General features: G+C 67.3%; 10 protein-coding genes and 1 riboswitch. Of the genes, 1 reads left to right on the top strand and 9 read right to left on the bottom strand.

Annotation, left to right across the window (positions count from 1 at the left end):
• The first annotated feature begins 68 nt into the window (after positions 1-68).
• On the top strand, positions 69-755 hold the full coding sequence (locus tag ACFPTO_RS06480; RefSeq protein ID WP_377710245.1) for a DUF4136 domain-containing protein: 687 nt from the start codon (positions 69-71) through the stop codon (positions 753-755).
• A 70-nt stretch (positions 756-825) separates the two neighbouring features.
• Here ACFPTO_RS06480 and ACFPTO_RS06485 read toward each other — a convergent pair whose 3' ends face one another.
• From ACFPTO_RS06485 to ACFPTO_RS06525, 9 genes are all read right to left on the bottom strand, one after another.
• Entirely contained in the window at positions 826-1,398 is a 573-nt protein-coding gene (locus ACFPTO_RS06485; RefSeq protein WP_377710246.1) for a TMEM165/GDT1 family protein, read from the bottom strand.
• A gap of 55 nt (positions 1,399-1,453) precedes the next feature.
• A riboswitch (yybP-ykoY riboswitch) is annotated at positions 1,454-1,634 on the bottom strand.
• Between the two features lie 210 nt (positions 1,635-1,844).
• Complete coding sequence (locus ACFPTO_RS06490; protein ID WP_377710247.1) at positions 1,845-2,537, bottom strand: cysteine hydrolase family protein; 693 nt, start codon at positions 2,535-2,537, stop codon at positions 1,845-1,847.
• Positions 2,538-2,763: 226 nt separating this feature from the next.
• Positions 2,764-4,083, bottom strand: a complete 1,320-nt coding sequence (gene guaD / locus ACFPTO_RS06495; RefSeq protein ID WP_377710248.1) for a guanine deaminase — start codon at positions 4,081-4,083, stop codon at positions 2,764-2,766.
• 124 nt (positions 4,084-4,207) lie between these two features.
• On the bottom strand, positions 4,208-5,251 hold the full coding sequence (locus tag ACFPTO_RS06500) for an adenosine deaminase (protein ID WP_377710250.1): 1,044 nt from the start codon (positions 5,249-5,251) through the stop codon (positions 4,208-4,210).
• A 28-nt stretch (positions 5,252-5,279) separates the two neighbouring features.
• A complete protein-coding gene (xdhC, locus tag ACFPTO_RS06505; RefSeq protein ID WP_377710251.1) occupies positions 5,280-6,344 on the bottom strand; it encodes a xanthine dehydrogenase accessory protein XdhC in 1,065 nt (354 codons plus the stop codon).
• Positions 6,345-6,537: 193 nt separating this feature from the next.
• The gene (gene xdhB / locus ACFPTO_RS06510) at positions 6,538-9,000 is read right to left on the bottom strand and encodes a xanthine dehydrogenase molybdopterin binding subunit (RefSeq protein ID WP_377710253.1); all 2,463 of its coding nucleotides are present in this window, start codon (positions 8,998-9,000) and stop codon (positions 6,538-6,540) included.
• Positions 8,997-10,553 carry a xanthine dehydrogenase small subunit gene (gene xdhA / locus ACFPTO_RS06515; RefSeq protein ID WP_377710255.1) on the bottom strand — a complete coding sequence of 519 codons (1,557 nt, stop codon included), beginning with the start codon at positions 10,551-10,553 and terminating at the stop codon, positions 8,997-8,999. The genes xdhB and xdhA overlap by 4 nt, the downstream gene beginning before the upstream one ends.
• Positions 10,554-10,906: 353 nt before the next feature.
• Complete coding sequence (locus tag ACFPTO_RS06520) at positions 10,907-11,437, bottom strand: disulfide bond formation protein B (RefSeq protein ID WP_377710257.1); 531 nt, start codon at positions 11,435-11,437, stop codon at positions 10,907-10,909.
• A 233-nt stretch (positions 11,438-11,670) separates the two neighbouring features.
• Entirely contained in the window at positions 11,671-13,059 is a 1,389-nt protein-coding gene (locus tag ACFPTO_RS06525; protein ID WP_377710259.1) for an amidase, read from the bottom strand.
• Between the last annotated feature and the right edge of the window lie 60 nt (positions 13,060-13,119).

The raw sequence follows: 13,119 nt of genomic DNA on the forward strand, positions 1-13,119 counted from the left end.
AACGCCGGGCAAACTGCGCGGCGGTGGCAGCGGCGACAGCACTCTGGACTTACGGGTACGAGAAAACGATGAAGCACCACCGATGGACGCGCCGCGCACTGATGCTGCTGGCGGCGCTCGCCGTGACGCTGTCCGGCTGCACGACTTACGTGACGAGCCAGGTGACGGCGCTCTCCGCGTGGGACGGCGGCACCGACGCCACGCGCACCTACGCCTTCACGCGCACTGCGAGTCAGAAGCAGACCATTGAGCAGGCGACTTATGAGGTGTTCGTCGCCGATGCCCTGGCCTCGCACGCGTTCCAGCAGGTGGCCGTTCCGCAGGCGCGCTATCTGGTGGCGCTCGCTTATGGCAGCCACATGGATCAGATGATCGTCGAGCAGCCGATGTTCTTCCAGCCGTGGCCGGGACCGTACCGGAGGCGGTTCGGTCCGTGGTCGCCGTGGGGCATGTTCCCGCCTGCGTATGTGGACCAGATGTATCCGGTGTATTCGCACATGCTCGGCATCCGCATCACCGACCGCGCGACGGGCGCGGAGCGCTATAACGTGACGGCGCGCACCGAGGGCGACGAGCCTTCGCTCATGCGCGCGATGCCGTATCTGGTGCGCAGCGCGCTCGCGGATTTTCCGATGGCGAATGGTTCGGTGCGCGATGTCAGGCTGCCGGTCGACAAGCGCGCCGGGATGCCGAACGAAGTGAGCCCGGTGCGTGCGCCGGACCCGGCTTCGGCTGCCGCCGCTACGGCGAAGTAGCGGGCGCACGCGAGCGGCTGCAGCCAGGGGCAAGCCGGTAAAAACTGGCAAAAACCGCGCTTGCCTGGCTTTAAATGCCTACCCCCATCAGCGCGAGCACGCCCAGCACGACGAAGAGAACCGCGGCGATGCCGTGCACGAGTCCGGTCGGCAGCTTGTGGGCAAAGCGGTCGCCGAGCAGGATCGCGGGCACGTTGGCGATCATCATGCCGAGCGTCGTACCGGCCACCACACCGAAGAAATCGTGAAAGCGCGCCGCGAGCGCGACGGTGGCGATCTGCGTCTTGTCGCCCATCTCGGCGAGGAAAAAGGTCACGACAGTCGCGCCGAACACGCCGAGTTGCGTGCGGTTGACGTCGGTGTCGCCTTCGCTGAGCTTGTCGGGCACGAGTATCCACAGACCCATCGCGACGAATGAGGCGGCGAGCGCCCAGCGCATCACCGAAGGGGTGACGAGCGCGCCGAGCCACGCGCCGAGCGCTCCGGCGCCCGCATGGTTGATGAGCGTGGCGGCCAGCACGCCGAGGATGATCGGCACCGGCTTGCGGTAGCGTGCGGCGAGGACGAGCGAAAGCAACTGGGTCTTGTCGCCGATTTCAGCGAGCGCAACGGCGCCTGCGGAGACGAGAAATGCCTGGTTCACGTTTTGATGGATCCTCGGGCCGGATGTGTGCGAGCGACGACCCGCGACGCGCCGGGCCCTGTTAGCGGCGCGCGTGGGTCATCGGTCTCGCCAGGCCAGAGGCTGCACCTGCCATGGCCGTTTCGGCCAAGTCTGTTGACAGGTGCCCCCGCGGATCGTGCGCGGATCGCGTCAAACCTGATTACAGGCTCGTGGCGCGGCACGATGCGGGGCGGCTACTCCCCAATGAGCGGCGGATTATAGCACGCAGTGCGGCGCCAACTCGTCATGAACGGCGCCAAATTGCGCCGAACCGCACCGCTTTGTGCCGCTACGAGTCCGCCAGAGGGTGTTGGCTCGATGACGGCCCGACAAACTACCCCTCATATAAAAAATCAGGGTATTGCGTGTTCGCGCAATACCCTGAGGAACGAAAGACGTTTGAAACGTACGTCTAAATAAAATTATTACGAAAGCCTCTTGACTGCCTCGTCGGTCGTCCACACGGCATTCGCCATGAAGCGGAAGTTCGTTATTGCGGCCTGGTAGCCATCGCCGTCCGGAAGAATGGCCGCAGCCGTCGCGTCGCGGACGACCGCCACCTCGAATCCCTGCTCCAGCAATTCGCGCAGATGCGATTCGACACACAGGTTCGCGGACATGCCCGCCAGAATCACCTGATCGACACGGTGTTTTCTTAGCTGCAGGATGAGATCGTTCTGCTGCGGCCCGTAGACCTTGTGAGGCGAGGCGATGATGGTTTTATTGTCGAGGATGTACGGCTTGTACTCAGGCATGAAATCGGCTCCGGAATTCTCGAAGCCATCCACGGAATAAGGACTCGGCCGTTTGAACATGCCCACTTTATGCATGAGCTTTTCAAGCGCGCCTTCGAATTTCCAGTTGTTATCCCACGGGTAGTAGTAGTGCGGTGAGATCGCCACAACGATATTGGCTTTCTTCGCGGCGGCAAACAACTTGCCGAGATTCTCAACAGTATTCAGTTCCGTGACGCTCTCACCAACTGCGCCCCAGACGACACCGTTCGGGCTCAGAAAGTCGATTTGGGGGTCAATGACAACGAGAGCGGTTCGCGGCAGAACAAGAGCCATGTCCGACGGCGGAAGCATTGATGAGGCAGGGGCGGCGTATTTGTCCATTTCTGACGTTCTCCAGAGACCAGGGTTGGGCGGTTGGCAACTTCATCAAGCGCGACCTTACCACCAGAAAAAAGTATCTGTTCTGAAGCAGTCCTATGAAGCGCAGCGCATAGTTTCCGTCTTGAATCAGGGGGTAAAAACCTCTGGAGAGCGTCTACGCGGCGGGGATAATTTCTGACAAAAAATGCGGGATTGGTATGGATGAACCGTCAGTCAGCGGCCGAGGCTAAACGTTCCTTCGCTTCGTGCGCTCGCCGCGCCGATGCACGCGCTTTCCCGCCGCATAGGTTGCGTACACGGCGCGGTCGTCGCCGAGCATGGCGAACGCGAAGAGCAGTTCTTCGAGCGATTGCGCGCGCGCCGTGCGCCGTGCGAGCAGCGGCGTCGCTTGCGGATCGAGCACGACGAAGTCCGCTTCGCTTTGCGGCGCGAGCGTGCCGATCATGCCGCCGAGATCGAGCGCCTCGGCCGCGCCCGCCGTGGCGAGCCAGAACATGCGCGTCGCGCTCAGGTGATGACCGCCCATGCGCGCGACCTTGTGCGCTTCGTTCATCGTCTGCAGCATCGAGAACGACGTGCCGCCGCCAACGTCCGTCGCGAGCGTCACGAGCATGGCCGATTCGCTGGCGCGATCGAAATCGAACAGGCCGCTGCCGAGGAACAGGTTCGATGTCGGGCAGTGCGCGGCGACCGCGCGCGTTTGCGTCATGCGGCGGCGGTCCTCGTCGTCGAGCCAGATGCAGTGGCCATACACGGCACGCGGCCGCAGCAGCCCGTAGTGATCGTAGACGTCGATGTAGCTGCGGCGGTGGGCAAAGAGCGTGCTCACCCAGTTGACCTCCTCGCGACTCTCGGCGGCGTGGCTCTGGATAAAAATGTCCGGATGCGCCTTCGCGAGCGCCGCGCAGGCTTCGAGCTGCGCCTCGGTCGAGGTGGGCGCGAAGCGCGGCGTGAGCGCGTAAAGCTGGCGGCCGCGCTTGTGCCAGCGGCCGATCAGTTCGGCGCTGTCGTCGTAGCCCGATTGCGGCGTATCGCGCAGGAACGCGGGGCAGTGACGGTCCATGAGCACCTTGCCCGCGATCATGCGCAGGTTCTTCGCCTCGCTCGCACTGAAGAGCGCATCGGCGGACTGCTTGTGCACCGTGCAATAGACGAGCGCCGTGGTCGTGCCGTTCGCCAGCAGTTCCTCGACGAAAAAGCGCGCCGTATCGTGCGCGACGGCTTCGTCTTCGAAGCGGCGCTCGGTGGGGAACGTCCAGGTTTCGAGCCACGGAAGCAGGCCCGGCGCGGGCGACGCAATCATGTCGGTCTGCGGATAGTGGATATGCGTGTCGATGAAGCCCGGCACGATCAGCTTGTCGCGCAGGTCATGGACGCTCGCATCGCCCGAGACGAGCCCGGCGAGCGCCGTCCACGCACCCGCTGCCGCCACATGGCCGTCTTCGACGATCACGACGCCGTCTTCGTGAAAGACCGCGGCGTCGGGCGATTGCGCAGGATCGCCCGTGAACGTCAGAAGCTTCGCCCGGTAAGACGATTGAGTCATGGGAACAGCGTCTCCGATCGATGTGGGTATCGCGTGCGGCTGGGCGTTCGTCGACGCGGGCCGTCCGTGAAGCCACGGCGCGCGTCGGCGTTATCCGGCCGCGGTTGCCTGCGCGCTTGCGTGCCTACGCGCTCGCGCCGTGCCAGTAAGCGTCGAGCTTCGCGATCAGCGCGTCGCGTTCCTGCGGTGTCACGAACGACGCCTCGAAGCCATTGCGCAGGATCGCGTACACCTCGCTCTCATCGAGCTTGAGCGCGTCGATGATGGCCGTGTAGTTCTCGTTCACGTAGCCGCCGAAGTAGGCCGGATCGTCGGAGTTGACGGTTACCGCCACGCCGCGGTCGAGCAGATCCTTCAGTGTGTGCTTCGTCATGTCGTCGAATACGCACAGCTTGATGTTCGACAGCGGGCAGACCGTGAGCGCCACGCGCGAGTCGGCAAGACGCGTGACCAGTGCTGCATCTTCGATGCTGCGCACGCCGTGATCGACGCGGTCCACCTTGAGCAGATCGAGGGCTTCGTAGATGTACGACGGCGGGCCTTCCTCGCCTGCGTGCGCAACGAGTTTCAGGCCCTTGGCACGCGCCCGTTCGAATACGCGCTCGAATTTCGAGGGCGGATGTCCGCGTTCGGACGAATCGAGCCCCACGCCAATGAGGCGCGCGTAGCGGTCGAACAGCGGTAGCGCTGCGTCGAAGGTTGCGAGCGCATCGGCCTCGCTCAGGTGGCGCAGGAAACACAGGATCAGCCTGCTCGTGAGCCCGCGCTTTTCGGCATCGGCCAGCGCGCGGTCGATGCCCGCAACCACCGTTTCGATGGCCACGCCGCGTTCGGTGTGCGTCTGCGGGTCGAAGAAAATCTCGGCATGCACGACGTTGTCCGCGAGCGCGCGCTCGCAGTAGGCCATTGTCATGTCGTAGAAGTCGTTTTCCGTGAGCAGCACGCTCGCACCCGCGTAGTAGATGTCGAGGAAGGACTGCAGATCGGTGAACGCATACGCCTCGCGCAACGACTCGATCGAGTCGTACGCGAGCTTGACGCCGTTGCGCTGCGCAAGCTTGAAGATCAGCTCGGGTTCGAGCGAGCCTTCGATGTGGATGTGCAACTCGGACTTCGGCGCGCGAGCGGCCCTTTCTGTGAGGGAGATTGCCTGGTTTGTGTTTGCCATGATCTGGTCGGTGGGTAAAAAGGTGATGTCACGCGCAATGACTGCCCGCGCGTGCCCCGATAACTTGCAAGAGTTGTGCGGCGGTCGAGATCGCGATAGCTTCGGGCGATTTGTCGGCAATGCCTTCGACGCCGAGCGGACACTTCATCCGCGCGATCTGCAAGGGATCGATGCCGCGCGCCGCGAGCCGGTGCTCGAACTGCTTGCGCTTCGTGTGCGAGCCGATCATGCCGAAGAACGCGTAATCGCCGCGCCGCAGGATGCGTTCGGCGAGCGCGAGATCGCGCGAATGATCGTACGTCATCACGATGAAGCTCGTGTCGGGCGCGGCGGTGTCGACGGCTTCGTCGGGGGCGTCGTTCGCGTCGATCTCGACGTTGGGCGCTCCGAGCGCCGCGAGCGCCTCGGGTGGCGGGAACACGGCGTCGCGCTCGTCCACCCAGCGCACCCGGCACGGCAGCGTGCCGAGCACGCGTACCAGCGCCGCGCCGACATGTCCCGCGCCGAACACGACGACGGGGAAGTCGTTGGGCGCGATGGTTTCGGTGAGAAGCGCGTCGCCCGCGTGCTCGCCCGACTCCCAGAGCAGGCAGTCGGGCGCTTCCACGCCCGGCTCCGGCTGCGAGAGCATCACGGCATCGGCTGCTGCCGCGACGCTGCCGTGGGCTTCCTGGTTCGCGCTCGGGCTGCCGTTGCGCGCGGTGCGGAACGAGACGCTGCGCACGGTCGACTCGCCCGCCGCAACGCGGCGCGCAAGCGACGCGAGCCAGCCGAGGTCGCTCACATCGAGCCGCTCGAACGCGAGCACGACGGCGCCGCCGCAGCACTGGCCGAGGCTCGGTCCGAGCGCGAGGCGTTCGAGCCGCCGCATGTGCTGCGCGCGCATACCGTTGCGCAGCACCTGGCGTGCGATCTCGATGGCTTTCCATTCGAGATGGCCGCCGCCGATGGTGTGGCGCGCGGCGTCGCGCGTCACTATCATCTTCGTGCCGGCGTCGCGCGGTGCCGATCCCTCGACGCGCGCGACCGTCACGAGCACGGCGGCGTCGCCGCGCGCGAGCAGGTGTTGCAGATCGGTGAGCCAGGCGTGCATCTGGCGCTTCTCCCTCGTCGGGCGGCGCGCAAGGCGCGCCGCCGGTTGGTACCGCTTGATACCGCTCGATACCGGTTAATCTTCGTGGCCAGGCGCTGGGCGGCGCGTGCCTGTTTCGCCTCTCGCGCCGCGCCCGTTCGTCGCCCGTTCGTCGCCTCTCCGTTCGAGCGCGCGAGCCGTCAACTGGTTCGCGCTATCCGTCCATCTTCACGTTGCGCGCCGCTGCGGGCACGGCGGCATGGCCGGACGCCGCGTTTCCGGCCGCGGGGGCAAGCGTTGGCGACTGCGCACTCGCCGCTGCGCTGGCGCGCAGCGCATCGAGCGCATCGAGAATCGCCTCGGGCGTCGCGGGCGCACGAAGCGGCGCGGCTTCGCGCGCCTCGGGCACCGCCGCGCCGATCGCGTCGCGAATCGCGAGAAACACCGAGAACGGCAGCAACAGCGGCGGCTCGCCGACGGCCTTCGAGCCGAAGATGGTCGGCTCGGCGTTTTCGTTGCGATAGAGCTGCACGTTGAATACGGCGGGCGTATCGCTGACCGCCGGAATCTTGTACGTGGACGGCGAGTGCGTCATCAGACGGCCATTGCCGTCCCACCAGAGTTCTTCGGTCGTGAGCCAGCCCATGCCCTGGATAAACGCGCCTTCCACCTGGCCCATGTCGATGGCCGGATTGATCGAACGGCCGGCGTCGTGCAGCACGTCGGCGCGCACGAGCTTCCATTCGCCGGTGAGCGTATCGACAACCACTTCCGATACCGCCGCGCCATATGCGAAGTAGTAGAACGGATGGCCGGTCAGCGTGCGGGCGTCCCAGTGGACCTTCGGCGTCGCGTAGAAGCCGTCCGACCAGAGCTGCACGCGCTTCATGTACGCGAGTTCGACGAACTGCGCGAACGTGATCGACACGCCGTTCGCCCGCACCGCGCCGTCCTCGAATGTGACGGCGTCGGGCGTGCCGCCGTATTCGGCGGCGGCGAGCGTGGCGAGGCGGGCGCGGATCGTGAGCGCGGCGTCTTCGGCGGCCTTGCCGTTGAGGTCGCTGCCCGTCGAAGCGGCGGTGGCCGACGTGTTCGCCACTTTCGCGGTATCGGCGGCGCTCACGCGCACGCGTGCGAGCGGCAGGCCGAACGTGCCTGCCACCACCTGCGCGACCTTGGTGTTGAGCCCCTGGCCCATTTCGGTGCCGCCGTGGTTCACGAGCACCGAGCCGTCACGGTAGACGTGCACGAGCGCACCCGCCTGGTTCAGGTGCGGCACGTTGAACGAAATGCCGAACTTGACCGGCGTGATCGCGATGCCGCGCTTGAGCACCGCGCTCGTGCGGTTATACGCGGCGAGCGAGTCGCGTCGTTCGGCGTAGCGGCTCGACGCGAGCAGGTCGCCCGTGAGCGGGGCGAGCACGTTGTCCCCGACGCGCTGTCCATAAGGCGTGATGTCGCGCTCGCCGATGCCGTAGTAGTTCGCGAGCCGCACGTCGAGCGGATCGCGGTTGAGCTGCTTCGCGATGGCGTCGAGCATGACTTCCATCACGAGCGCGCCCTGCGGTCCGCCGAAGCCGCGAAACGCGGTGTTCGACTGCGTGTTCGTCTTGCAGCACAGCGCGACGATCTCGACATCGGAGAGGTAATACGCGTTGTCGAAGTGGCACACCGCGCGGGTGGCCACGGCGCCGGACAGATCGGCGGAATAGCCCGCGCGCAGCGCGATTTCCACGCGCGTGCCGAGCAGGCGGCCCGCATCGTCGAAACCTGCTTCGTAGGTGTACAGCGCGTCGTGGCGCTTGCCGGTGATCATGAAGTCGTCGTCGCGGTCGGCGCGCAGCTTCACGGGGCGGCCCGTCTTGTGCGCCGCGAGCGCCGCGACGCACGCGAACAGCGCCGACTGCGATTCCTTGCCGCCGAAGCCGCCGCCCATGCGGCGGCACTCGCACGCGACGCGGTGCGCGGGCCAGCCGAGCAGGTGCGCGACGACCTGCTGCATTTCGGATGGATGCTGCGTCGAACTGTAGACGAGCATGCCGTCCTGTTCCTCCGGTAGCGCATAGGCGACCTGGCCTTCGAGGTAGAACTGTTCCTGGCCGCCTGCTTCGAAGGTGCCCGCGATGCGATGCGGCGCCGCGACGATGCGCGCGGCAGGCTCGCCGCGCGACAGGCGCAGCGGCGGCAGCACATAGTGCTGCAGCGCTTTCGCCTGCGCGATCGAGAGCACCGCTTCGAGCGGTTCGTAACGCACGACGTCGTCGCTGGCGGCGAGCGCGGCGGCGCGGCGCGCGAGGTCGTGGCTCGTCGCGATCACCGCGAACACCGGCTGCCCGAGGTACTGCACTTCGCCGCTGGCGAGCACCGGGTCGTCGTGCACCACCGGGCCGCAGTTGTTCTCGCCGGGGATGTCGGCGGCGCTGAGCACCGCAACCACGCCCGGCGCTTCACGCACGCGGCGCAGATCGAGCGACACGATGCGCGCATGCGCATGGCGCGAGAGGCCGAGCGCCGCGTGCAGCGTGCCGTGCAGTTCGGGGATGTCGTCGGTGTAGCGCGCTTCGCCGCTCACGTGCAGTTCGGCGGATTCATGCGGCAACGGCGCGCCCGCCGCCGAGCGGGCCGTGTGCGCCGCGTGCGTTGTGTGTGCAACCACCGGATCGGACTGATGGTTCATCGCGTGTCTCCTGCGAGTGCCACGCTGTCATTGCCCGCGTCCTCGTCTTCGAAGGCGAACGCGTTTACCTCGCGCGGCGCAAGCGGAGCGTCGTCGCGCGTTTCCAGCCAGCAGCGCCACAACAGGTTGCGCGCGACCTTCATGCGATACGCGGCGCTCGCGCGCAGATCCGTGAGCGGTGTGTAGTCGGCCGCGAGCGCGTCCATCGCGCGCAGCACGGCCGCTTCGTCCCAGCGTGCGCCGCTCAGCGCGGCTTCGGCGTGCGCGGCGCGCAGCGGCGTGGCGGCCATGCCGCCGAACGCGATGCGTGCGAGCGCGATCACGCCATCGTCGCCGATCTCGAGTGCGAACGCCGCACAGACCGCGGAGATGTCCTGGTCGTAGCGCTTCGAGATCTTGTAGGTGCGAAAGCGCAGCGTGGGCGAGCGGCGCGGCACGCGAATCGCCTCGATGAACTCACCCGTCGCGAGCGCATTCTTTTGATAGCCGGTGTAGAACGCGGCGAGTGGCAGCGTGCGCACGTCATCGGCGCGGCGCAGCACGAGTTGCGTGTCGAGCGCGAGTAGCGCGGGCATCGAATCGCCGATCGGCGAGCCGTTCGCGATGTTGCCGCCGAGCGTCCCCGCATTGCGGATCGGCGGCGATGCGAAGCGCGCCCACAGTTCCGCGAGTTCGGGATAGTCGACGGCCAGCGCGGCGTAGGCCTCTTCGAGCGGCACGGCGGCGCCGATCGTGATTGCGTGCGCGTCGTGCGTGAGCGCGCGCAGTTCGGCGACGTTGCCGGTGTAGATCAAGTCGCCCAGATCGCGAAACTGCTTTGTGCCCCACAGGCCGATGTCGGTGCTGCCGGCGAGCACGCGCGCTTCGGGCCGTGCGGCGCGCAGCGCAGCGAACTCGGCGAGCGTGCGCGGCGCGAAGAAGGTGGCTTCGCCGTACCCGGCACCGCGCGCATCGGGGCCGCGGTATTCGAACGTGGCGGGGCGCTGGAGCTTGTGCAGGGCGTCTTCGATGGCCGTGCGATCGAGCGCGGCGCGGGCGTGGCGCGTGTAGTCGAACATGCTGCGGGCAGCGTCGACGATGGGACGGTAGCCGGTGCAGCGGCACAGGTTGCCCGAAAGCGTCCGGTTGATTTCGTCGCGCGAGGGCACGCCCGCATCGACGCTCTGGCGTTCGTAGAGCGCCCACAGCGACATCGTGAAGCCCGGCGTGCAGAAGCCGCACTGCGAGCCATGACAGTCGACGAGTGCTTGCTGGACCGGATGCAGTGCGCCATCGGGCGTGCGCAGGTCTTCGACGGTGAAGAGGGCGCGGCCGTCGAGCGTGGGCAGGAACTGGATGCAGGCGTTGACGGCTTTGAGGACGAGGCGCCCGTTGGCGTCGAGTTCGCCGACGGCCACCGTGCACGCGCCGCAATCGCCTTCTGCGCAGCCTTCCTTGGTGCCGCAGGCATGCAGATCTTCACGCAGGTATTGCAGTACCGTGCGCGTGACCGGAACGTCGCTGACTTCGTGCACGGCGCCCCGGCGCAAGAATCGGATGGTTTGCTTTGTCATGATGGATCTGGAAGACATTGCGGATCGGGCGCGCGTTACGCAGGGGGGCTTGCCGGAGCCGGCCTCGCGCACGTAGATCGCCATCCTTTTTGCAAGATAGCACTGCTCGGGCGAGGAAAGTATTCCCCGCCGAGGATGGGGGTTATCGGGCGGCCGTCATGACGGCGCGCGGGCGCGATCCCGCCCTTTGTTGGCGGCGGGCGCCATGGGAGGACGGCGCGGCGGTGGCGCCGCGATGGGCGCCACGGGTGCCGGATTTGCCGCATGCGCCACGGGCGCAGCCGGTGCAAGCGGTGCGGCGGGTGCGGCGGGTGCAACGCGTGCGATGGGCCGCCTGGCTGCCTGGCGGTGGATTAGCGGCGGATGCCGGGCCACGACACCTGGCGGCGACGGTTGCGCCACAGGCTCGACAGCACGGTCACGAACATGCAGACGAACGCGATCAGCGACCATGCGGGCATCGACACGCCGAGGATCGGCGGATAGATCGTCTCGCACAGGCCCTGGACCTTGAACACGCCCGGGAGCCACTTCGCGGGCGGCAGGCCGTCGACGACGGGCTGCAGGACGTCGAAGCCGCAGCTCATGTTCGGGACCGCCTGCACCCAGACGAGCCGCGCCGCGGCGATGATGCCGCCCAACGACGACAGCACGATCAGGGCTTCGAGCACGCGCACGCCACGCCAGCTCGACAGGCGCGCGCCGAGGAACGCGAACACCGCGACCAGCAGGAAGAAGTAGCGCAGGATGATGCACAGCGGACAGGGATCTTCGCTCCTGTAGTGCTGCATGTAGAGGGCGCCGCCCAGTAGCGCGAGGGAAATCAGAGCGAGGAGGACCAGGAGGCCGCGCTCGCGGCGCAACAGCGCGTTATCGTCGTTCATGTGTGTCGGATGGCGATTTGAATGGCGCAGCGTGTGCGGGCTGCGACGGCGTGTCCGCGATTCTAGCGCGAAGGATGCGCCGGGCGCGCTCGGCGGACTTGATCGTGTGCAGGGTTTGCGAACAGCGCGGCCCGCGCGAGGCGGGCCGCATCCCCGGGTTTCAGCGCCATTCGGCGCCATTCAGTGCACTTCACAGGGCACTTCAAGCGTGTATCGGCGCAAGTCAGCACACCTCAGCGCAACGGCGCGAGCACGGCTTCGACGCCGCGCCCGATGGCGAGCAGCGCATCGTCGGCGTAAGGCGCACCGACGAGCATGAGCCCGACCGGCGCCGCGCCGTGGTGGTGGCATGGCAGCGAGAGCGCGCACGCATCGAGGAAATTGAACGCGCTCGGGTTGCGCAACACGAGTGCGTTGGTCTGTGCGAATACGTCGTTGTCGGCGGCGAGTGGCGCAAGCGGCGGCGGCACGATCGGCACGGTGGGCGCGATCACGGCGTCGAAGCGCGACCAGAGCGTCGCCTGTGTCTCTTCGAGCACGGCCGCGCGCGCGGCGATCAGGTCGAGGTAGTCGCAGGCGCGGGCCGGCTCGCCCTTCAGGATGCGGACCAGCACGCGCGGATCGTATTCGTCGCGGTGCTGCGCGATCAGCTCGCGATGCCACGCGTAGGCTTCGATCGGCGAGAAGCCGTAGCGGTTGATCTCCGGCAGCCGGTCGAGCGCGGCGAAGCGCACTTCGGAGACGATCGCCCCCGCCGCGTCGAGGTGCCTGAGCGCGGTGTCGATTGCGTCGGCAACTTCCGGCTCGACGCCGTCGTTCACGTAGTTGGTCAGCACGCCGAGCCGCACGCCTTCGAGATGGCGCGCGACCGGCACGTGCGGCGCGAGCCCGGCGAGGATGCGGTCGACGAGCGCGCAGCATGCGACGCTGTTGCCGATCGGACCGAACGAGTCGAGCGTCGGCGAAAGCGGGACGGCGCCGGTTTTCGGGACGCGCGCGGCAGTCGGCTTGAAGCCCGTGAGGCCGCAGAACGCTGCCGGAATGCGGATCGAGCCGCCCGTATCGGTGGCGAGCGCGACGGCGGCCATGCCGTCGGCCACGGAGGCCGCTGCCCCGGACGACGAGCCGCCCGCCACGCGCTCATCACCCGCCTTGCCCGCGCCGCCGCGCCGGTACGGCGAGAGCGGGGTGCCGTAGTGCGGATTCAGCCCGAGCCCCGAGAACGCGAACTCGCTCATGTTGGTCCGTCCGATCAGCACGGCGCCCGCGTGGCGCAGTCGCGCGACGGCGGCGGCGTCGGCCTGCGCGGGCGGCGCGTCGCGCAGCGCGGTGGAGCCCGCCCGCGTGACTTCGCCTTCGATGTCGAACAGATCCTTCACCGAGACAGGAATGCCCGCGAGCGGCGAGAGCACGGTGCCCGAGGCGCGCAGGCGGTCGTGCGCGTCGGCGACGGCGCGTGCGCGCGCGGCGTCGACGTGCGTGAAGACGGTGGAGCCCTGGCCCGCCGGGTCGGCGATGCGCGCAAGCGCGGTTTCGACGAGCGCGCGGCTCGTCGTGCGGCCGGCGTCGAGATCGGCGGCAAGCCGGGCGAGCGGGGCAAACGGGGTGAATTCGGTCGTCATGGCGTCATGAAAATGTGAACTGCCCGGCCCGGCAGCGGTGTGCGGACTGCTGCCGGGGGC

The organism is Paraburkholderia denitrificans (genome assembly GCF_042655705.1).
Classification (GTDB): Bacteria; Pseudomonadota; Gammaproteobacteria; order Burkholderiales; family Burkholderiaceae; genus Paraburkholderia; species Paraburkholderia denitrificans.

Excerpts from the sequence above, each read along its gene's own strand:
- ACFPTO_RS06490 (WP_377710247.1), bottom strand. The coding sequence starts at position 2,537 with ATGGACAAATACGCCGCCCCTGCCTCATCAATGCTTCCGCCGTCGGAC.
- xdhA (WP_377710255.1), bottom strand. The coding sequence starts at position 10,553 with ATGACAAAGCAAACCATCCGATTCTTGCGCCGGGGCGCCGTGCACGAA.
- ACFPTO_RS06520 (WP_377710257.1), bottom strand. The coding sequence starts at position 11,437 with ATGAACGACGATAACGCGCTGTTGCGCCGCGAGCGCGGCCTCCTGGTC.
- ACFPTO_RS06480 (WP_377710245.1), top strand. The coding sequence starts at position 69 with ATGAAGCACCACCGATGGACGCGCCGCGCACTGATGCTGCTGGCGGCG.
- xdhC (WP_377710251.1), bottom strand. The coding sequence starts at position 6,344 with ATGCACGCCTGGCTCACCGATCTGCAACACCTGCTCGCGCGCGGCGAC.
- ACFPTO_RS06500 (WP_377710250.1), bottom strand. The coding sequence starts at position 5,251 with ATGGCAAACACAAACCAGGCAATCTCCCTCACAGAAAGGGCCGCTCGC.
- ACFPTO_RS06525 (WP_377710259.1), bottom strand. The coding sequence starts at position 13,059 with ATGACGACCGAATTCACCCCGTTTGCCCCGCTCGCCCGGCTTGCCGCC.
- guaD (WP_377710248.1), bottom strand. The coding sequence starts at position 4,083 with ATGACTCAATCGTCTTACCGGGCGAAGCTTCTGACGTTCACGGGCGAT.
- xdhB (WP_377710253.1), bottom strand. The coding sequence starts at position 9,000 with ATGAACCATCAGTCCGATCCGGTGGTTGCACACACAACGCACGCGGCG.